The organism is Clostridium sp. HMP27, assembly GCF_000765165.1.
Classification (GTDB): Bacteria; Bacillota; Clostridia; order Clostridiales; family Clostridiaceae; genus Clostridium_AK.
Genome location: NZ_JMFY01000034.1, coordinates 1 through 22,134, shown reverse-complemented (window position 1 = coordinate 22,134; position 22,134 = coordinate 1). Strand labels below are relative to the sequence as shown.

The 22,134-nt window shown below is 30.3% G+C and carries 21 protein-coding genes; 2 read left to right on the top strand and 19 right to left on the bottom strand.

Translation table 11 applies throughout. The annotated features are described in order from the left end of the window. Positions 1 to 86: 86 nt before the first annotated feature. The 8 genes from DP68_RS14255 to DP68_RS14220 form a co-directional block, all read right to left on the bottom strand. A complete protein-coding gene (locus DP68_RS14255) occupies positions 87 to 824 on the bottom strand; it encodes an MBL fold metallo-hydrolase (protein WP_035310647.1) in 738 nt (245 codons plus the stop codon). A gap of 14 nt (positions 825 to 838) precedes the next feature. Next, positions 839 to 1,420: a pentapeptide repeat-containing protein gene (locus DP68_RS14250; RefSeq protein WP_035310646.1), complete on the bottom strand. Its 582-nt coding sequence runs from the start codon at positions 1,418 to 1,420 to the stop codon at positions 839 to 841. Positions 1,421 to 1,603: 183 nt separating this feature from the next. Further along, the gene (locus DP68_RS14245; RefSeq protein WP_035310644.1) at positions 1,604 to 3,973 is read right to left on the bottom strand and encodes an ASKHA domain-containing protein; all 2,370 of its coding nucleotides are present in this window, start codon (positions 3,971 to 3,973) and stop codon (positions 1,604 to 1,606) included. 17 nt (positions 3,974 to 3,990) lie between these two features. Continuing rightward, on the bottom strand, positions 3,991 to 5,370 hold the full coding sequence (locus DP68_RS14240) for a monomethylamine:corrinoid methyltransferase (protein WP_035310642.1): 1,380 nt from the start codon (positions 5,368 to 5,370) through the stop codon (positions 3,991 to 3,993). A 19-nt stretch (positions 5,371 to 5,389) separates the two neighbouring features. After that, entirely contained in the window at positions 5,390 to 6,043 is a 654-nt protein-coding gene (locus tag DP68_RS14235) for a cobalamin-dependent protein (protein ID WP_035310640.1), read from the bottom strand. A 41-nt stretch (positions 6,044 to 6,084) separates the two neighbouring features. Further along, positions 6,085 to 7,407: a YjiH family protein gene (locus tag DP68_RS14230; protein ID WP_052085819.1), complete on the bottom strand. Its 1,323-nt coding sequence runs from the start codon at positions 7,405 to 7,407 to the stop codon at positions 6,085 to 6,087. A 155-nt stretch (positions 7,408 to 7,562) separates the two neighbouring features. Then, positions 7,563 to 9,161 (bottom strand): helix-turn-helix domain-containing protein, encoded by a 1,599-nt coding sequence (locus DP68_RS14225; RefSeq protein WP_035310638.1) that lies wholly within the window; start codon positions 9,159 to 9,161, stop codon positions 7,563 to 7,565. Between the two features lie 212 nt (positions 9,162 to 9,373). Further along, entirely contained in the window at positions 9,374 to 9,643 is a 270-nt protein-coding gene (locus tag DP68_RS14220; protein ID WP_035310634.1) for a hypothetical protein, read from the bottom strand. Positions 9,644 to 9,816: 173 nt separating this feature from the next. On the opposite strand from DP68_RS14220, the gene DP68_RS14215 reads away from it, so the two are divergent. Then, positions 9,817 to 10,611: an amidohydrolase family protein gene (locus DP68_RS14215; protein ID WP_035310633.1), complete on the top strand. Its 795-nt coding sequence runs from the start codon at positions 9,817 to 9,819 to the stop codon at positions 10,609 to 10,611. Positions 10,612 to 10,633: 22 nt separating this feature from the next. Here the strand turns inward: DP68_RS14215 and DP68_RS14210 are convergent, their stop codons facing one another. The 8 genes from DP68_RS14210 to DP68_RS14175 form a co-directional block, all read right to left on the bottom strand. After that, positions 10,634 to 11,101, bottom strand: a complete 468-nt coding sequence (locus DP68_RS14210) for a hypothetical protein (RefSeq protein WP_035310631.1) — start codon at positions 11,099 to 11,101, stop codon at positions 10,634 to 10,636. 49 nt (positions 11,102 to 11,150) lie between these two features. After that, entirely contained in the window at positions 11,151 to 11,570 is a 420-nt protein-coding gene (locus tag DP68_RS14205; protein ID WP_035310628.1) for a hypothetical protein, read from the bottom strand. A gap of 964 nt (positions 11,571 to 12,534) precedes the next feature. Continuing rightward, entirely contained in the window at positions 12,535 to 14,688 is a 2,154-nt protein-coding gene (recQ, locus tag DP68_RS14200) for a DNA helicase RecQ (RefSeq protein ID WP_035310625.1), read from the bottom strand. A 374-nt stretch (positions 14,689 to 15,062) separates the two neighbouring features. Further along, entirely contained in the window at positions 15,063 to 15,683 is a 621-nt protein-coding gene (locus DP68_RS14195; protein ID WP_052085818.1) for a hypothetical protein, read from the bottom strand. Next, a complete protein-coding gene (locus DP68_RS14190; protein WP_035310623.1) occupies positions 15,661 to 15,861 on the bottom strand; it encodes an alpha/beta-type small acid-soluble spore protein in 201 nt (66 codons plus the stop codon). Before DP68_RS14190 ends, DP68_RS14195 begins: the two co-directional genes overlap by 23 nt. Positions 15,862 to 15,985: 124 nt before the next feature. Next, positions 15,986 to 16,435 (bottom strand): hypothetical protein, encoded by a 450-nt coding sequence (locus tag DP68_RS14185; protein WP_035310621.1) that lies wholly within the window; start codon positions 16,433 to 16,435, stop codon positions 15,986 to 15,988. Positions 16,436 to 16,600: 165 nt separating this feature from the next. Then, positions 16,601 to 16,804: a cold-shock protein gene (locus DP68_RS14180; RefSeq protein ID WP_035310619.1), complete on the bottom strand. Its 204-nt coding sequence runs from the start codon at positions 16,802 to 16,804 to the stop codon at positions 16,601 to 16,603. 139 nt (positions 16,805 to 16,943) lie between these two features. After that, positions 16,944 to 18,344: an APC family permease gene (locus DP68_RS14175; RefSeq protein WP_035310618.1), complete on the bottom strand. Its 1,401-nt coding sequence runs from the start codon at positions 18,342 to 18,344 to the stop codon at positions 16,944 to 16,946. Between the two features lie 75 nt (positions 18,345 to 18,419). On the opposite strand from DP68_RS14175, the gene DP68_RS14170 reads away from it, so the two are divergent. Next, on the top strand, positions 18,420 to 19,202 hold the full coding sequence (locus DP68_RS14170) for a 3'-5' exonuclease (RefSeq protein WP_035310616.1): 783 nt from the start codon (positions 18,420 to 18,422) through the stop codon (positions 19,200 to 19,202). A gap of 133 nt (positions 19,203 to 19,335) precedes the next feature. Here the strand turns inward: DP68_RS14170 and DP68_RS14165 are convergent, their stop codons facing one another. The 3 genes from DP68_RS14165 to DP68_RS14155 are packed head-to-tail and all read right to left on the bottom strand — an operon-like array spanning position 19,336 to position 22,020. Continuing rightward, positions 19,336 to 20,130: an ATP-binding cassette domain-containing protein gene (locus DP68_RS14165; protein ID WP_035310614.1), complete on the bottom strand. Its 795-nt coding sequence runs from the start codon at positions 20,128 to 20,130 to the stop codon at positions 19,336 to 19,338. Beyond that, the gene (locus DP68_RS14160) at positions 20,105 to 21,001 is read right to left on the bottom strand and encodes an ABC transporter (RefSeq protein WP_035310612.1); all 897 of its coding nucleotides are present in this window, start codon (positions 20,999 to 21,001) and stop codon (positions 20,105 to 20,107) included. The genes DP68_RS14165 and DP68_RS14160 overlap by 26 nt, the downstream gene beginning before the upstream one ends. Next, on the bottom strand, positions 21,001 to 22,020 hold the full coding sequence (locus DP68_RS14155; RefSeq protein WP_035310610.1) for an ABC transporter substrate-binding protein: 1,020 nt from the start codon (positions 22,018 to 22,020) through the stop codon (positions 21,001 to 21,003). Before DP68_RS14155 ends, DP68_RS14160 begins: the two co-directional genes overlap by 1 nt. Positions 22,021 to 22,134 lie beyond the last annotated feature (114 nt).

Here is a 22,134-nt window from a genome sequence, read left to right as displayed (position 1 = left end):
ATTATTTGTTATTATAAGTTCCCTTGGTAACTCCTTAACCCCATTTGACTAAAATGATGCTTTCTTTGCAGAAAACACCATTTCATTTAAATACACATTTTATGTACTATCCTTAGATTTTCTTTATGTATTTTTCTTTCATACTCTGTTTGAAATTCCATTTGTCCATTAGCTTGTAAAGACTTTAAGTATTTAATTGTGTTTAACAAATCTTCCTTTGTTATCTCTAGTGTATGACTTGCTACTATCTTCTTTGGGTTATAGCTCAAATAATTTTCTAATGTACTAATGTATGTATCAATATCATCATTTTCAACATACACTATAGGTTTTTCTAAGTTATCTCCTACATATAATATTCTTTCTTCATGGTCAAATATAGATATACAATCAACAGTATGGCCTGGACTATGAAATAACTCTATACCATCATCTTCAAAAGCAATCTTTTCTTTAAAAGTTATATTCGGTAGATGTTTTTCTGCCTTCCCAAATATATATTCACCATTTTTATTTATTTGTTCTTCCCAAAATTTATCGAGTAACTTTCTACACAACTCATGGCTTATTATATTATTTCCTTTGAAGCTACAGTTTCCCCATACATGGTCCCAATGAAAATGAGTATTGATGACTATAACTTCTTTATTATGTGAAATTTTATTTATTTCATTTATAATTGGTTCCATGCTATCTGATCCACAAAAGGTATCAATAAGATAAATTTTAGATTTCTTTTCTATTAAAAAGACACTAGTTAAATAACTTTCGATTTCGTCATAAACATAAGCAGTGGATTTTTCACAAATTTGTTTGACTTCCATAATCTTACCCCTTTTTATTTTATAGTTATATTAAAATGTCTTAAAAGCATCATCGCTTCTGGCATAGTAAATACTGCTTTCTTAACTATATTATTTAATGGGTTAATATCATAATCCTTGGCATCAGAAAAATTCGCCTTTGATAAATTGGAATTATCGAATATAGTCCCACCTAAATTTGAAGATGTAAAATCACATTCTGTTAAATCTGTTCCTACAAAATCACTTTCGAAGATATTAGAATTTTTAAACAAGGATTTTTTTAATACCAAACTAGAAAAATTGCAGTTTTCAATTAAAGAGTCCTGAAATCCAATTTCTAGTATAAAGGTATCGCACTTATTGAAGTTTACTCCTACTAATTTGCAACCTTTAAAATTTACATTTCTTAGCCTCACATCATCATATTTCACTAACGTCAAATTACATTCATTAAAAGTACAGTCTTCAAACTTTGAGTTTGAAAAATCTGTTTGTGTAAAATCACAATTATTAAACTCACAACTTATAAAAGTTTTATCTCTTACATTTTCATTAATTTTTTTTAATCCCCTAAATGTTAAATCTTCATATTCCTTTTCTTTTGATATATCCATCAATTTTGTTCTCCTTCTAATATCGCGTATATCATACATATTTGATTTAGCTAACATTATCTCTTTCTCAATTATATTTTAATTAATGTTAAAAGTAAATTTTAAAGGTACTAGAATTTTGCTTCTAGTACCTTTAAAGTATGTTTCAGTATTATAAAAATCGTATAATTAACTATTTCTTTATTAAAAATACATGTTGTAAATATATTTTTGATTAAATTCTTCAATTGTCCCTAGGTCAAAAAAACTGGTTTTTGCTTTTATATCATCAATCATTTTATCAGAATCTTTATTGAGCAGATATTTAACCGCTCCTCCAAGGGAGCTATTCCCAATAAATTTCACTTTTTCTTTAAGCTCTTTAGGGATTAATCCTATCTTTACTGCATTTTGCACATTAATATTATTCCCAAAACCTCCTGATACAAGAACCTCATCAATTTCACTGTAACTGCATCCAAATCTACTAATTAAAATATCCATCCCTGTCCTAATTGCAGATTTAGCTAATTGAACCTCTCTAATGTCCCTTTGATAAAAGTCTATAGCTTTATTTTTCTTAATAGCTATTGGTATGGAGCTTTTCATATTTTCTAAAGTTAATCTCCCTGTCTTATCAATCATATTGTTTTCTAACAAAACTGAAATAATGTCTATTACTCCAGAACCACATATACCAATTGGTGGCAGGTTATTAATAGTTTCAAAACAAATATCTTTATCTTTCATGTAAACCTTATTTATTGCACCATCAACACTGCCAACTCCATTGATAATATTTGCACCTTCAAAGGCAGGTCCTGCAGCTGTTGAAGTGCAATGATTTTTTTCACTATTTCCAATAACCATTTCTCCATTGGTTCCTATGTCAATCAATAACGTTGTTTTATCCAAGTTGTGAAAATCCTTATGCATCATTCCAGAAAAAATATCAGCACCTATATATGCAGATATACACGGCAGTATATTAACTTCACATTTTATGTTACTATTTTCAAAAATCTCATAATAGTTATATGTTTGTTTATCTAAAACAACTGTAGTAAATGGACTTGTTGCTAAATCCTTAGGATTAATTCCAAGTAAAAAATAAAGCATAGTTGTATTAGCTGCAACCGCTATATTATGAATATCCTCATAGTTTATAAATAAATCCTTACACATTTTTTCAATACTACTATCAATACATTTCCTTATTAGCTTAGTTAATTTCCCATCCTGTTCAATCATATCATATTGGATTCTACTTATTACATCCGCACCAAACTGTTTTTGAGGATTTAAAACAGAGTAACTTCCAATTTCACTGCCATTAATCAAGCTGATAACTTTTAAAACTATTGTTGAAGTACCAATATCCATAGCAATGCCAAGGGATTGCATAGAATGTTTTGATGATATATCTATTACATAGTCATCCTGTAATACAATATTTATTGTAGGCTCATTAAATACTTTAGCTAAATTTTGTAATGATTTTAATGAATATTTTAGTTTATTACCTATCTCACTATCAATTAATTCTGTCATACTAATTCCATCTTTTAAGTCTTTACTAATTTCATTTAAAGTTAAAATTTCTATTTTCGGATTTACGGAATTTAGTGAATTAGAATACTCCGTTAATATGTTATAATTTTTCATGTTATTTATTATTTGAATTTTTAATTCCTCACTTAAGTACGTAAAACAAGCAAGTCGGATTCCTGCTTTTAATTCTTCATCTGATAGCCTTTTTTCATGATTTTCCTTATAATCACAGTTACCTTGAATGATTTTTATTTTGCATTTACCACATTTTCCACTTCCGCCACAGGGAGAATCGGCAAATATATCATTTTTTCTTAAAATATCTAATAAATTATCTCCTGATTTACCATAAACTTCAGAAACCTCGTCATTTTCAATAACTTTTATTTTTATTAATTCTTCTTTTTTATATACACAATTCATCCTACCGCATCCTTTGCAATCATGATCAGCCGTGCATCTTTCTAAATCTTTTCCCGCCCCATAATAGTAAGTCATTGATTTTATTGGATTTAGCATTAAAGCTTCTGTAAGAGAGACCCCAAGACTTCCCTCCTGATTAAAAGTGCTTAAGATGGCTTGTTGAAATTCCAATGGTATGGAGTTATCACCAGGAGACAATCTTGGAGTTAAGTTTAAACCCTCTTCATCGGCATTTTTTAAGATAAAATCAAACATTTCTTTTGTAGCATTAAATAATGCTTGTGAAGCAATTTCATCCAAAATAATAGCCTTCATGCATTGATTTTTCTTAAACAAATTACTAATTTCCTTGATAATTTCTTCCCCAAGAGTTACAATACATGGAACAAAGTATTCATATTCCTTAAAATACTCTTCCACTTGTTCCCCTTCTACAAATTTAAAACTTCCTTTAATATTTACAAGTGATTTAGCCCTATTTAACATTTCATCATAAATATCAACAACTTTACTGTAGAGAGGACTAGTTTTTTTACAATTTATACACCTCATAACTACATCTTTATTACATCTAAAATTAAGACTATAAATATTACTCATCCTCTCACCTGCTTCATTTAAATATTTTCAAAAGGTATTCCCATATCAAAAAGTTCCTTCTTTGTTTCTTCATAAATAGTTAAATAACTGTCCTTTGGTGCAATCTTTTCTACATCATATAATTCCTCAAAGCTATATCCATCAGGTGCATTTCCAATATATGATTCATACTTTTGAAAAAGCTTATTTATAATTTTATTTGCATCCTTACGATTTAATTTTATAGCTGCTCTGGTAACTTCACCAAGCCATCTTGATTCAAGTCCTGTTCCATGATTATCTTTAGTTGGCTTTTGTATTCTTACGCCAAAGATATGATATCCTGAAACTGTTTGTGCAATAACAGAAGCTGCTATTTCATATAACATTAGCTTTGTACCTGGTCCTGCTGATGTAGTTACAGTTCCTTGTAGAATTGCATTTGAATTTCTTGCTATCGCTTGTCCTGCAGCAGTTAATATCCAAAGAGACATTCTATCTGTTGCTCCTGCATTATAATAAGGAGTTACTTGTAAATCTAAATATGCTGATCCTAAATGCGCTTGCCCTATAAGTGCTGCATGGAAAAGCCCTCCTACTGCAGCAACTGCTGAACCTTCTGCTCCACCAGCAAAGGCACCTATAACAGGAGCCCACCAAACCTGTCTTAAACAATCATATTGAATTGTATGCATTATTTTATTAAGAGCATCAAAATCTGTTTTTAGTTCTGATGTGGTATGAGAGCATATTCCATCCGTTGTCCTTATTCCCCCTTCAAAGCATGTGCTAATATCTGCAACTGCTGAACCACAACCTCCAAGAAGGTGCATTCCGCCTCTTCCGACCTTTTGAATTGCTTCCCTTACTTTTACCACTGTACTCCTTGCTGCATAAATTTCTGTTGGGCTTCCAAACATAACAGGTCTACCCTCTATAACATGTGGAGGATCAAAGTAAAAGGAATCCACTAATTTCTCTTGTGCAATACTTTGATATAGTGGAAGCAACATACTTTCTGTTGCCTTTCCTCCAATAACTCCTCCTTGAATAGTAGGAAGTACGCTGTCTTCAACAAATCTATGTTTCATAATCCTTGTATCTTTTCCCTGTCCTATAGATATTTCAAAAGGCAGCTCTGATATAATTTTGTTTATTTCTTTCTCAGTAGCCCTAATAATTCTCTTTGTCTCCATTGTATAGGTTCCCATGCTAAGGTAAAATTCTTTACCAGCTTGAAAGAGCCTATCTGCCATATCATCATCTAAATTAACAACGTTTTCTTTATCAAATTTAATTCCATATTTCTTTACAAGCCTTGTTGTCTCCTTATAAACCTTCATGTCAAAATCCCTAGCTTCCATCTTTTCCCCTGTATTCATAGCTCTATCCATTAGCTCAATTGTATTAAGATACATTTTATCCCTCCTTTTATGATTATCTTCTCAGCAATGACTTTGTCATGGTGACTCCTGTTCCAGCATCAACAGCATATCCATCAGCTCCAATTTTATTTGCCCAATTTTCTTGAACAGCTCCTCCGCCAAGAATTATCTTATACTTGTCTCTAATTCCAAGTCTTATTAAATCTTCTATAAGCTCCTTTTGTTGAATTAAGCTTGTTGTCATAAGGCAAGATATAGCAATAATATCTGCATTTACTTCCTTAGCTTTTTCTATAAAGCTATCTATGTGCTTGTCAATACCAATATCATAAACCTTAACCCCTGATGCCATAAGAAGGGTTGCAAATATATTCTTACCTACATCATGTATATCTCCCTTTGGGGTACCTATGACAACTCTACCGCATATAAGTTCTTCTCTCTCATTTTCAGGCAATTTTTCAATTATAAGATCTATAGATGCCTTTATTGCTTCTGATGCAAAAATTAACTCTGGTAAAAAATACTCAAGCTTATCAAATTTATCTTTAACAACTTCTATCCCAACTAAAAGACCATCATTTATTATCTTTTTAGGTTCAAGTTCTAAACTTAGCAACTCTTTAACTACTTCTATTGTTTTATCCTTATCATAGACAATGACTGCCTCGGATAATTCCTTTAACTTTTCATTAATGTTACTCATGTAATCCCTCCTCAATTAACCTGTAATATTAGTTTTGAATATTATAGAATCAAATGTGCAATAGGTGCTACAATTATTAGCGTAAGAACTGCTCTTTCGAACCATATTACAACTAACTCTCCAATTGATAAAGGAATCTCAGTTGATACAATGCCAGGAATTGTTGTAGTAAACATTAAAACTCCAGATACGCATCCAACACCTATGACAAATTTTGTAACTAGTGGTGCACCTGCTGCAACTAGTGCTGGTAAATACATTTCTGCAAGTCCAAGGCTGGTTGCCTTTGCTGCTAACATTGGTTCTGGAATTTTTAATAAAAGGGTAAATGGATAAAATAGATATCCAAAAATATTGAAAAGTGGTGTGTACTCTGCAAGTAATAATCCTATAATTCCCATGGACATAAAGTTTGGTAAAAATCCCATTACTAAGTGAAGAGCATCCTTTACACACTCTACAGTGCTTGTCCAAAATGGTTTAGCTTCACTTGCTACCCTTAATCCTTCCTTTATAGCATTTACAATTATGTTTCCTTCAAGTTTTTCTTCTTTGATTCCTTCCTGGCCTTTGTAATAAGTTTCAGGCTTTGTTCTTAACGGTCTTAATCTTGCTGTGAAAGCTGATACTGTAAAAGTTACTGCGAAGGTAACCCAAAAGAATGTGTTCCACATTTCCATTATGCCTAATGTTTTAGCAACAACTATCATAAATGTTGCTGCAACTGTTGAAAATCCCGTTGCAACTATACAAGCTTCCTTTGCATTAAATTTTCTCTCTTTGTATAAGTTATTTGTAATTAAAAGTCCTACTACTGAACTTCCTACAAATGAAGCAACCGCATCCACCGCTGCAAGGCCTGGAGTTTTCCATATAGGCCTCATTATAGGTCTTACTAGTATACCAATTGCATCTATGAATCCATATCCAATTAAAAATGTTAAAAATATTGAACCTATAGGTATGAGAATTCCTACTTGTATGGCAAGAGAATTAAATAAGAATGGTCCAAAGTCCGGACGTAATATTGCCTCGGGTCCTATGTTAAAATAAACTAAAATAGTAACTATCGCCCCTACAATTTTGAAAAGAGAAAATACTAAATCTGTTTTTGTTTTATTCCATGATTTATTATAAAATGGATAAATAGTGCCTATTAATATTACAATAAGGGCATAATTCTTCCCCACCAAAGGAAAGCTCTTCATTATATACATGGTAATGTGGTCAAGTAGTACAGAATTACTTCCACCAATAGTTATTGGAATAAAAAACATTATTATACCAATCAAGCTTAAAAATACAAATTTACATGCGTTAATAAGTAGATTATTGCTAGTTTGAGTTTTTTTCATAGTTTCCATATAATATTCCCCCTATAAAATTTTACTAAGATTACACTGCATTTTCGTCCCACACCTCCTTGAAAATGCAAAGTTCTGAATTATCATATTTAAATATTATGATAATTCATAACTTTAAACCATTAATATTATTGCTTAATATTTGTATTTTTTTGCTACTTAATTTTCCTATATTGGCTAGGGGACATCTCCATAATCTTTTTAAATGTTTTACTAAAATAAGAAACTTCCTTGTATCCTACTTTTTCTGATATTTCCTCAATGGTTGCACTACTTTCAATTAAAAACTGCTTTGCTTTTTCAATTCTTAAGTTTGTTAAATATTGAATAAAATTCACTCCGCAATAATTCTTAAATACTCTACTAAAATGAAAATGACTTAAATTGCATACATCAGCCACCTCTTCTAAGGTTAAATTTGTGTAGTAATATTTGTTAATATATGCTACAGCTGTATTCATTACAGTACTTTTATCACTATGGTGTAAATTTCTTATTTTCTCTGATATCAATTTAAGAAATTTACTCCCAATAACCTCAATGCTTTTAAAGGAATTTGTTTTAAGAATTTCAACCATTAAATCTATCATTATTTTAGATAAAAATTTAAAATCTATGCCCACATTATAGCAATATTGAACAACTTGAAATAAAATTTTTATTATTATTGATTTTATAGTTTCTGGATTATAACCACTGATTGTTAGAAACTTACATATACTTTTAAAAGATGTCTCCAATTCGTCACGGCTTGTACTACTTATACATCTAATTAGTTTTTGTTCAAATTCATTTAGATATCTTTCGTAACTAACATTATCTTTAGATTTTATTTCATCATATCTAATAATACTGTTATCTCCTCTTATAAATGAATGTGTAAGTGCTTTAAAGGATTCCTCGTATGCTCTCCAAAGTTCTCTATAGTCTTTTGAAAAGCTGCTAATTCCAATAGTTACGGTATATATAGTTTTTTCATTAATATACTTCCTTATCTTTTCTGCTACTTCAAATCCAAAGTTTTCTGCTTCTTTTTCTTTCATTGGATAACAATCTAGTAATATAACAATTTTATCTGTTCCAATTAACGTTGCGGATACCCCTCTACACTTACTTTTAAGTGCATTCCTAACTGTATTTAAAATTTTTCTTTTTACATTATATCTTTCCCTATTATCTAAGCTTTCGCAAATATTCCAGAAATCATCGCACATAAGAGTTAATACTAATTGGGGTACCTTTATTAAGCCCATTAACTTTGTAGTCTCTTTTAAAGTTTTTATTCTTCCAATATTTCCGTATATTAAATCATATATGTATTCCATTGATAAAATATCCTTTATCACGTAGTCCTTATCTGATATATTTTCTATTATTGTATTAGTAATATCCTTTCGTGAATTTATAAAAAAGTTAATAATTTTACTAAACTCCTTATAATTCATAGGAATAAACCCTATACCACTAACTAATTTTAAATTTACAAACTCAGTAGCCAAATAGTGCTGCTCTAAATAAAATAATCCTACTATTTCACAAAGTGGATTAATAGATTTAAATTTAACTAATAAATTTTTAAGCTCCTCATTATCATTATCTATCTCAATCATAAGTAAAGTTCTTTTCTCTCTCTTTAAAGCACAGATAATATCTTTTATATCATATATGTCATGATTCTTTATTCCTTTTTTATTAAAGCAATCCTTGATAGTATCTTTTATATCCTGTGAATATATATAAGTTATAATTTCCATACACACTCTCCTTGAAGAATTCCCTTGTTGGGTTTAACAAGTTATAACAAGTACATTCTTACTATTAAAAACATCATTATCTTCATAAAATTCGCTATCTATTTTGTTAATCCTTTAAAGGAGCTACTAGGTTTTCCAAATTAATATTTTTCAATATCATTCGGTTATATAAGAAAATGGTGTTTTTTTATAAAAAAACACCATTTTATAATTTATTTCATATATACATCTGTAACTTTAGCTACATAATCATCTAATCCTGATTCAGCTACTACTATGATCGATTGGTTAGCATCTCCTAAAATCTTCGCTCTATAAGCCTCTCCATTAACATTATCAATATATTTATCTCTCTCTATACTTATTTCATTACTACTTGCCACTCCATACTCTTCAAGTATTTGAGCAACTCTAGCTTCTACATTTCCTGTTGGGCATTCTAATATTTTTATTCTTTCAATTGCATCATCTATTTTTGACATCATTATTCCTCCTTGAAAACTCTTACTTTCATTATTTAGTATTTCCTCTTATATATCTTTAATTCTTTTAAAGCCACTTCATTATTTTTCAGTATAATATGTGATTATTAATAATTTATCAGTATGCTATAATAATATAAGTTGTTTTTATAAATAGGAGGTTGAACTATCAAATGATAATAGACATACATACTCACTGCTTTCCAGATAATGTAGCTCAAAGAGCAATATCTGTCCGTTCACAAAAATTTGGACTTATACCTGCTACTGATGGAACTGTAGATGGACTAAAACGTTCTATGTTAAACTCTGATGTAAATATAAGCGTACTTCAGAATATAGCTTCAAAACCAGAAAAAAATATAGAAATAAACCGCTGGGCTGCAAGTGTACAAGATGATAATATACTTAGTTTTGGCACTATACATCCCGATTTCCCAAATTGGAAAGAAGAAATAATTTGGCTAGCAAGTCATGGTTTTAAAGGTGTAAAAGTTCATGGTGATTGTCAAAATTATTTTGTAGATGATCCATATTTGTTTAAGATTTATGAAGCAATATTTGATGCAGGTCTCATTATATTATTCCACTCTGGTGTTGATACTGCATTTTCAGAGCCCTTTCACACTACACCTGCAAGGTTACAAAAAGTATTACATACATTTTCAGGCAGCCCTATGATTGCAGCGCATATGGGAGGATATAGATATTGGGATGATGTAGAAAAGTGCCTACTTGGAAAGAATATATATTTTGATACAGCTTACTCAATACATGAGTTGGGAATAGAAAGAGCAACAGATTTTATAAAAGCTCATGGTCCTGAGAAAGTTATTTTTGGAACTGATTCTCCATGGCGAGATCAGGCTATAGATATTTCCCTTATTAAGTCATTAAACTTAAATCCTCATGAAATTAATGGGATACTTGGGAACAATGCTAAAAAACTTCTACAATTAGATAAATAGTTATAAAAAATGCTTCGTAGTTTTACGAAGCAAATTTATTTTCTACAATCTGATAATAGATGTATGTTATAGTAAGTCCTACAACATAAAATATAGGTGAGTATGGAAATATCCACCAACCTGTATAAATAACTATATGAAAAGGATATACTACTATAGCTTCAACAAAAGTTAGAAACACTGTCCAACTTAAGATATAATAAGCTGCGGATTTATATTTCCTGCTCCCCGGCATGAATACTGAGAACATGATTCCATAACATGGATAAATTAATAAGTCATATATAGATGAATAGATTAGCTTATTATCATAATCTACATAATAATACAGTTGAAACTGAGATGAAAGCAATTTATCAATAATAGCTGAAGCCCCTACCAAGCTAATAGCCATAATAAAATCCATTAGCTTATATTTTCTTATTTTTATAATAATAGCAGTTATGGCTAGTGTTATTGTTAACAGTAGCCAAAAAGCGATATTTTCCATTGGTCATCACCTCTATTTAGCATGCCCAATAGTTCTAATAATTACTTAACTACATTATATATTCTTTAGGAAGTATGTCGTTTGCAGCTCCTATTCTTAAGGCAATATCGTAACACATCAACTCATTCACTCCATAAATTTCACTAATACTATTGTAGATAATATTAAAAAGCGTTTCAAAATCAGGTATATCCTTACTAAATATATCTTCTTTTATTTCACATAAGCTTGTCTCTATTTCATCCTTTATAATATCAGGTATGTTGCACCAACTTTTATGCTCTTTAAATTCAACGCCACCATTTTCATTCAAAATTATGTAAATTCCTTGTGATGCACAATATAGTAAATCTAATTTAGATAGCATTTTATTATTATTTAAGTATTGTCGTAATAAGCCTTGATAATTATTTTTATACTCCTCAATTAATAAACTTAATTTTCTTTGTTCAATAATCCCTAAACTCATCTTATTACCCCCATACATAATACATAAAAATATAGTGCATTTTTGAAATTCTAATTAAGGCACTGCCTCTAGCACTAAGAACACTTTGAATAATTCAAACTATTCTGACACATTAATTATTATAGCACTAATTTCAAAAAAATCAAACTGTTATTCATATGTAATAAAAGGAAATTATGACGTTTTTAATGTTAAATCTTCCGTATGGGTTCTGCATTTAAGAAGGCGTTCACTACGCAAACAAGCTCTAATATCTGTCAATTTAAATCTCCTAAACTTTCTAAACTCGCTGACGCTCAGACAGTAGAAAGTTCTTTACGGTGATTTAAATTGACAGACAAAGAGCTTCTAATTGCTTGTTTAATGCTTTCTACAATGCAGAACCCATACTAAATTTAACATTAAAAATGTCTTCATCTTCACTACTGAAGGAAGGAATTTCGTTTTAACGAAATTCTCTTAAATTGGCGCTTACCTAAGGGCTGATAAGCCCGCAGACCGATAGGTCGTAAGATATTAAGTATTCTATATTTTATCAGAAATCTTTTATTGTACTACCTTACCTTTAACTTGTAGGTTCTTGTAACGTTAAGGACTGCCGTCCTAAAAGATCTTAGAAATTCAGTTAGCTGAATTTCTTCCTTCAGCAGTTCACATGAAGAACTTTTTAATGCTCTGAGAGTATAGAATTTTCATCGTAGAAGACATTGAATAAGCTTTAAAACGGCTATATTTATAAACTGAAAACTCCGTTAAGAACCTCCTACTGTCTGAGCGACAGCGAGTTTAGGAGGTTTAGGAATTTTTAATTTATAAATATTAGCCGTTATTGCATGATTTATAGAAATCTATGATTTCGTTATAAATCAGCACATCTCAGTTTGCTGAGATGTTACCATAACTCAATGACCTTCCTAGATGAAAATTCTATGCAACCCAGAGCATTAAAACCGTCGTAATATTTCTATAGTTTACATAGTGCTGCTTTAATTGCCATGTAGTCAACTTCATCAGGTAGAGCCTCTTTGATGGGCCTCAATTTTTCTGCACCTATGTTTTTAATAGTTTCATAAATAAGTTTTCTATATCTTTCTGGAATAAATTCATCTAAATTAACTTCTAACCCTTCAAGAAAACATTTTATAATGTGATCTTGTACAGTTGTGATTTTTAAATTTCTCTCTTCCGCTATTGTATTTAATGATTTATCCTCTTTATACATGTTAAAAGTTATTATATGACTTGGAACCTTCTCTTCTATACACTCAGTTTGTGTATTTTCATTTAATTTTCCTTTCACATCTTCTAAACAAGCTTCTTGTATATCTGGAACTATTTCAATGTGATTTTCATCTACATACTTACTTATAACTTCTAGAAACTCATCTCCATATCTTTGAAGCTTTGTTTCTCCTACCCCTTTAATTTTAAGTAATGAGGTTTTATCTAAAGGTAAATACTCACTTATCTCACGAAGAGTATTATCTGGAAAGATAATATATGGTGGAACTTTTTCTCTTTCAGATATAGCTTTTCTAAGGGTTTTTAAAAGCTGGAATAGCGAGTTATCTGTCTTTTTCTTTTCCGCTTTCTTTTGAATTTTATTAAATACCTTTTCATTACCTTTAAGAACATTTAAAGCCCTTTGGGTAAGCCTTATTACTGGAAATTCACTTTCTGTAAGAATCAAATATCCTTCAGCAATGAGTACATTTATCATATTTTTAATTTCTTTTTCACTGTACTGTTTCATTATTCCATAGGTAGACAACTCGTCAAATCTCTGCTCCATAACCTTTTTATTTTTAGAACCTTTAAGTACTAATGCTACGAGACTTGTTCCAAATCTTTGATTCATTCTTGCAACACATGAAAATATTTTTTGTGCTTCTATAGTAATATCTACGCTTTCCCTATCATCCTTGCAGGAACTACAGTTATTGCAATTATCCTTAAAATCATGTTCTCCAAAATAATCTAATATATATCCCCTAAGACATCTCTGGGTATGACAATAATCTGCCATCATTTGAATTTTCTTATATTCTCCAATTTTTCTTTCATGAGAATTTAAGTTTTGCTGAGCTAAATATTTTTGAAGCACAACATCCTGCTCAGAAAATAATAATATGCATTCACTAGGCTCTCCATCTCTTCCTGCACGTCCAGCTTCCTGATAATATGCTTCCATAGTTTTTGGCATATTGTAATGTATTACATATCGAACGTTGGATTTATCTATTCCCATTCCAAAGGCATTAGTTGCAACAATAATACTCACATTATCGTACAAAAAATCCTCCTGATTCTTGCTTCTTTCATCTTCACTTAAGCCCGCATGGTATTTTCCTACTTTAAATCCCTTTTTACTTAACAATTCATAAATACTGTCAACTTCTCTTCTGGTTGCAGCATATATAATTCCCACCTTGTCTTCATTATCTTTTACATAATCTAAAATGTAATCCTTTTTATCTACTCCTTGTACCACGGATAAATAAAGATTTTCTCTATCAAAACCTGTAATATATTCATTAGGATTTCTTAAATCAAGAAGCCTTATTATATCTTCCTTTACCTCTTTTGTGGCAGTGGCAGTAAAAGCCGCAATTATAGGTTTACTTGGCATGTTCTTTATAAACCTTGAAATTTCTCTATAACTCGGCCTAAAATCATGCCCCCATTGAGATACACAATGAGCTTCATCTACTGCAAGTAAGGAAATATTTATATTTCTTAAAACTTGACAGAAACCTTGAGACTCAAGTCTTTCTGGAGCAACATACAACATTTTATATTCGCCATTCTTAGCTCTAAAGATTCTATCTTCCACCTCTAAATTACTTAAGGAGCTATTTATATAGGTGGCTTTTATACCCATATCATTTAGAGAATCCACTTGATCCTTCATAAGAGAAATAAGCGGGGATATGACTAGTGTTATGCCATCTAGTATAAGAGAAGGAATTTGGTAACATATAGATTTACCAGCTCCTGTAGGCATAATAGCCAATGTGTCCTCTCTATTTAAAATACTTGTTATGCTCTTTTCCTGACCTATTCTAAATTCAGAATATCCATAATACTTTTTAAGTAGCTCTTTTGCTTTCTGTAACAAATTAATTACTTCCTTTCTTTATGCATACCAAAATATTTATATGAATTTTACCAATTTATAATATTTGATAATAGTATTTTCATTTATCCTATAACACTGTTTTATGAAGCATAAAATCTTATTCCCATTACCTGTGTTATATCCAATATAGATAGTACTAAAAATTTTAGCAACTAAACCTATAAATAATATTATCATACTTATCTTTATAAACTTAAGATTATCAAAAAATATTTTACTATTATAGATCCTAAAAAAAGAATATACACTAAGTACACTCATAAATAATATCGACGGAAATATAATTTTAAGCAAAATTATAAACCAGGAAAATAGGATAATTGTCCTATACATTCCTGGTTAAAAATATCATCTTATAATTTAATATTATATTTCTCCTTATAAAAATAATATATTATCGAAGTAATAAATGCTATTATTGTTTTTATAAGAAGATCTCCCGCTGTGTCTTTAAGTCCATTTTCTGTCATGCGAGTTTTAAATAAATAATCTCCTGCAGCTTCAAATATCTCCCACAAAACTCCTATAGCAATTGAAAATCCAAATGAAAATACTATACTTAACAAAATAAGCACCTTTTTATTAATTTTTTTTCGTGGTATATTAATGCTATTATATAAACTCATGCCAATTATAAATATATAGCAGCCCGCTGCTCCATGCAAAAATAAATCCCACCACCAAAAATTATAAAAGTTTAAAATTTCTCCAAAGTATTGTGCTAGAATAATAAACAACACAGTTACTAATTCAAAGCCTTTTGGCAAGTTTATATTATTTTTATTTGTAATATATTTAATGATAAAGGGAGCCATAAGCACAATCATAGCTAATATACATAAAAATACATTTCCCCATTGTTTTTTTATAATGCTGACTATGGCTGTGCTCATTAATATAATTTCAAAAACTGTAGCTATTATTACAGCTTTTCCTATGTTAAGCTTATTTTTAAAATGTTGTTTTTTTCTCAACTAAATTTTTCTCAAAGCTTTCCACAGCATTTCTTGTGAAATTTCCGACAGTTGCTCCCCCGACCATGCCACATTCTTTAGAAGTTTTATTTCCCCAATAGCCATCCTGTGGTATTTCTATACCCATAACTATTGCTTGGTCTGTTTTATTGTGAAGCTGATTTAGTGTTTCATCCATACTTTCACCACCTTTGGCTATTAGTATGTGTATTCTGCATGATTTTAATTCTTAGGTGATTCCGATATTGTAATTTGCAAACTAGTCAGCTTGTATTTTAAATTATATTAGATGTTTTTTAATTTTATAAATACTTAGACATGATTTCTAGATATCTATCCGTAACTTGAGGACATACTTCTAATATATTGTCAATTATATAATCAATATTACTGTCATCTACTTTTTTAGCCTTAATATTTTCATTAATCACTACTTCTTCTGTTTTTAAAGCATTATAAATAGGATCTACAACTGGATTTTCCATAACATCAGGTCCTTCCATACACTTTTCTGAAAAGTATAATTCCCCCTCATTTGCTATAAGTTGTCCATATGCATATTCTTTAGAATCATATTTTGTATGTTCCACATGTTTTAAGTCAAGCTTATTTTCCTCTTCTTTCCTTGTTAAAACACATCTTACTTCTAATTCTAATAATCTTTCCTTCATATGATCAGAAAAACTTTCCCCAAATTCACTAATAAACTGCTTCATAGATATGGTTCTCTTTAATTTATAATTTTTTCTCAATGCTATTCTCCTTCTTTTTAACTATTTAAAAAATACTTTAATTATATGGAAATATAAAAACCACCTTTATAAAGGTGGTAACCATTTATTACTTACAAATCATTGTATATAAGAGAGTCCCTAGCTTTACAGCATAGGGAATCTTAATACACTATAAAACTATATTTAAAGTTTTACAACATTAGCTGCTTGAGGTCCTCTGGATCCCTGCTCTACTTCAAATTCAACTCTTTGACCTTCTTCAAGATTTTTTCTTCCTTCATTACCTTGAATAGCTGTGAAGTGAACAAAAACGTCATCTTCGCCTTCAACGGAAATGAATCCAAATCCTTTTTCTGAATTAAACCATTTTACTGTTCCTGTTTTCATTGCTTAATATTCCTCCTAAAATTAAAACACTTTTATAATTGATATAACTAATTTTTATCAATAGTGCTTTTTCGTTGATATTACTAGTATACCACAATAATTAAAAATTAATCATGGATTTATATAAATTGTTTACTTTTTATTTTTTGTTTTGAATAAGCATAAATATAACTCCTATTACAAACCATAAAATTACAATAATCCACTCTACAAAATTCAAGTTTGCAGGGCTTCCTGGGATAACCATTAACCCTATAATAACAAGAGATGTAATGCAAGCTAAAGCTATTCCAAGTTTTCCCCCAGGAACCTTATAAGGCCTTGTCATTTCAGGTTCTGTACTTCTCATACGAAGACAAGCAATGCTTACCATAAAACAAGCAATTATGAATGCTAAAGAACTAACCTTGGTAAGTGGTATCAGCATATTTTTCCCTAAAAATGGTCCTATTACTGTAAGAATTGCCATTAAAATATTGGCAAGCCTTGGAGTTCCATTTTTTTTATCAAGTTCTTCAAACCTTTTAGGAAGTAGCCCCTTACGACCCATAGCAAGTAAAATTCTTGTAGTAGCTCCAAAAAAAGAATTCATAGGTCCAAGTGGCCCCATAATAGCAATAAATATCATTATTTTTGAAAAAACTTTAAGACCAATTACTGATAAAATAGTTAGTGCCGGAATACTATAAGTAACAAATTCTTTCCAAGGAACTATTGTCCCAAAGGAGTATATACATATTACGTAGAATATTCCTGAAGCTAATAATGCCATACTAATAACTTTACCAAACTTATTCCAGTCTAGTCCCTCCGCTGCTTCTTCAGCTTGTTGTGGAATTGTATCAAAACCTGCATAAAAAAATGGTGTAATGACGAGAACCTGTAAAACTCCCATCCATATACTTTGTGATTTACTTCCTTTTGAAATACCATCATATATAGGCGTTAAGTTATGTGGTCCTCCTCTAAAAAAAGAGATACCCATTGCAATTATCATACCTAAAAGCAATAATTTAGTTAAAAAGCCTTGAAGTTTTGCAGCCTCTGAAGCACCTTTAAAATTTAACATAATAACATAAGTTGCAAATATTAGAGATATAATTAATGTAGGAAGATACACAGTAGCTCCCATAATTTCATACAAGGGAATTATTTTAAGTGCAGGTATAAATTCACCAAGTAAAGAGGAGATAGCAATTGCTTCCCATGGACAAAGTATTCCATTACCTAAAGCAAGAAACCATCCCGTAAAATATGACGCCTTATCTCCAAAAGTACGTGAAACATATTCGATTATCCCTCCTGAAACAGGAATAGCAGAGGTGAGTTCTCCAAAAACTGCACCTACAGGAAGTAAAAATAAAGAGCCTATAATAAATGCAATTATTGCAGCTGTAGGTCCCCCGCCTATAATCATCCAATCTCCAACAAGCAAAACCCAACCAGTACCAATGATCGCACCAAAACCTATGGTAAAGTAATTCCATAAAGAAAGAGTTTTTGTCATTTTACTTTCTTTTGCTGCATTATAATCAGACATTTTTATTTCCCCCCTTCTTATATATAATTTTTTGTGGCATACTAAATAATAGAATTAAATTTAGGAGATAAATATATGAGTTATATAGTATTTGATTTAGAATTTAATCAAGCCTACCAATGCAAAAAAGAAAAAATCACTATAACAAATGAAAAATGTCCTTTTGAAATAATTCAAATTGGAGCACTAAAACTTAATGAAAACTTTGAAACAATACAAACCTTTAATAGGCTAATAAAACCTCATATATATACTACACTTAATCCATTTATTGAAAATCTTACTGGCATAACAATGGATGATTTAAATACTTCAAAGCCCTTTAAAGATATATATGAGGAATTTATTGACTTTATTCAAGGAGATAAAAGCATCCTGTGTGTATGGGGCCTTGCAGATATTAAAGAGCTATTACGTAATATAAAATACCATAATTTAGATATATCTATTATACCTATGAAATATATAAATCTTCAACAGTATGCATCTAAATTTCTTAAATGTCCAAAGGGAACTCATATAGGATTAAATAAAGCAGTTAATTTGCTAAACATTCCCCTTGATAGTAAATTTCATAATGCATTTGCTGATGCTCATTATACTACGGAAATATTCAAAAGAATTTACAGTAACAAAATTCAAGTTAAAACATATAATCCTATAAGCCAAAGAGCTCAAAATACTCTTATCAAAGAAAAGAAAAATATTGATTACTATAGTTTAATAAAGCAATTTGAAAAGATGTTTAATAGAGAAATGAGCGAAGATGAGAAGAAAATAATTAAGCTCTCTTATATCATGGGAAGAACCAATCAATTTCAAGTTAAATCCCCTAAAGAAGTCTCAGCCAAAAAATAAAGAGAGCAGAGTTTTTCATTCCTCTGCTCATCTTATTCAATATTTATAGGATGGTACCTAGTACCCTTTCCCTTTATACTATGATTCAAAATTACTCAATCTCCTTATTTAATGTGCTTTCAGTTTATAATTTCTATGAAAATAATACTCTATCACTCATAACATCTTGAGATTGTAGATTTTCAAAATAATTTAGTAATTTTTCTATAGTTAGAGACTTCTTTTCCTCACCTTTAATATCTAATAATATATTGCCTCTATGCATCATAATAAGTCTATTGCCAAGCTTTATTGCATGATTTAAATTATGAGTTATCATAAGGGTAGTTATCTTTTTACTTCTGACTACTTCTTCAGTTAAATTTATTATTTTTTCAGAAGTTTTAGGATCTAGTGCAGCAGTATGTTCATCAAGCAAAAGAAGTCTTGGATTTGACATTGTAGCCATAATTAGTGACATCGCCTGTCTCTGGCCTCCTGATAAAAGTCCTACTTTATTATAAAGATTATTTTCAAGGCCTAAATCAAGTTTTGATAGTAACTCTTTAAAATACGGAATATCTTTTTTTGAAATCCCCTTAGAAAGTCCAAATCGCCTTCCTTTGTTATGGGCCATGGATAAATTTTCTAATATATTCATTGAAGGTGATGTTCCCGAAGAAGGGTCTTGAAACACTCTCCCAATAAATTTTGTTCTTTTAAACTCAGATAAATTAGATATTTCTTTATCGTCTAAAACTATTTTCCCTTTATAATCTTCTATAGAACCTGAAATTATATTTAATAGAGTTGACTTACCTGCTCCATTGCTTCCTATTATAGTAATAAAATCTCCCTCTTCAATATCTAGTGATAATTTATCTAAAACTAAATTCTCATTTATAGTATTCTCATTAAATACCTTAGACAATTTCTGTATCTTGAGCATTAGTCATCCCTCCCCAAAGTGATAATTTTTTAATCTTTAACTTTAATTTATTTTGACTTAATCCAAGTGCGCATACTACAATTACAGAAGTTATAAGTTTTAAATCTGTAGGCTCTAATCCTAATTTTAAAGCAGCCCCAATACTTAGTTTATATAGAATTGCTCCAAGTACTGCAACAGTTGTTAACTTAACCCATGATAACTTCTTGAATAAGGCTTCTCCAAGTATAATGGAGGCAAGCCCCATTACAACTATTCCACTTCCCATACCTACATCTGAAAAACTTTGATATTGTGCCATTATAGATCCAGATAAAGCTACTAATGCATTTGAAATAGCAAGTCCAAGAATTTTAATCGTCCCTTTATCAATTCCTAGTGAAGTTATAAGTTTTGGATTATCACCAGTTGCTTTTAAAAGAAAGCCTATCTTTGTATCTAGGAAAAAATCTAATATATACTTCATCACCAAAACAAATATTAAAATAACTATTAAAGTATTATTACTACCTGTAAATATAGTTTTATTGTTGAAAAGAGGAATATTTGCTTTTCCCATGATTCTTAAATTAACGGAATATAATCCTGTCATTACTATAATTCCTGAAAGTAAATTAGTTATTTTAAGTTTTACATGTAAAACTCCTGTAATGCTTCCAGCTATAGCACCTGCTAGTAAAGACAATACACAAGCAATAGCTGGGGACATACCTGATGTTAAAGATGCAGCAGTAACCGCAGCTCCCAATGGGAAGCTGCCATCTACTGATAAATCCGGAAAGTCCAATATTTTGTATGAAATATATACTCCCAGAGCCATTATGCCAAATATAAGTCCTTGTTCTAATACACCTAACCAAAAATTAAACATTATTTTTCACCACCATTTATAATTGTCGCAGATTTTTTTAAGTCCTCAGGAACAGTTATATTTATCTTATTTGCAGTATCCATATTTATAACTAGTTCAGTATCTCTTAAAGTTGTAATTGGCATTTCCTTTGGATTTTTTCCTTTTATAACTTCTACTGCCATAACTCCTGTTTGATATCCAAGTTTATAATAATCTATACCTTCAGTAGCTAAAGCTCCTCCTTCGACTTCAGCCTTTACAGCTCCTATAATTGGAATCTTATTTTCAATGCACTTAGATGATATTAAAGGCATTGATGATGCGACAACATTATCTGCTGGAGCATATAAAACATCTATATTTTTCACAAGGGCACTTAAAGACTGCGATATCTCATTTGTATTAGTAACCCCTGAGGTTATAATATTCAAACCGTACTTAGGTGCTATTTTTTTAATCTTTTCAATTTCTGATTCAGTGTTTACTTCACTGGTATTATAAAGTATACCCATATTCTTAGCATTAGGTACTAGTTTTCTTAAGAGTTCTAATTGTTTTTCAATTGGCGCTGCATCTGTAGTTCCTGTAACGTTTGTTCCTGACTTTTCAAGAGAATTTGCAATACCTGCCTTAACAGGATCTGTTACTGCTGTTACAAGTATAGGCTTATCTTTTATTGCATTATACATTGCCTGAGCTGTAGGTGTTGCAATTGCAAACACTAGATCTTTATTCTGAGATGCAAAGTTTTGAGCAATAGTTTGTACTGTAGGCATATCTCCTTGTGCATTTTGAAAATCTACCTTTAAATTTGAACCTTCCTTATAACCATTTGCTGAAAGAGCATCCATAAATCCTTTCCTAGCTGAATCTAAAGATGGATGTTCCACTATTTGAGCTACCCCAATATTAATAACTTTTTCATTACCTTTACTAATAACTTGTTCATCCCCCTTGTTACTAGAACACCCCGAAAATAAAGCTAAAGCCACCAATGGAATTGTTACTAAAGTTTTTAAAGTTTTTTTACACATCATAATTTTTGCCCCCTAAAATTTATTTATTGATTTTTAAAATAAAAAAACAGACTTCTCTCCTTACTGGAGCGAAAAGCCTGTTCGCGGTACCACCCAAATTTATATCTCATTTAA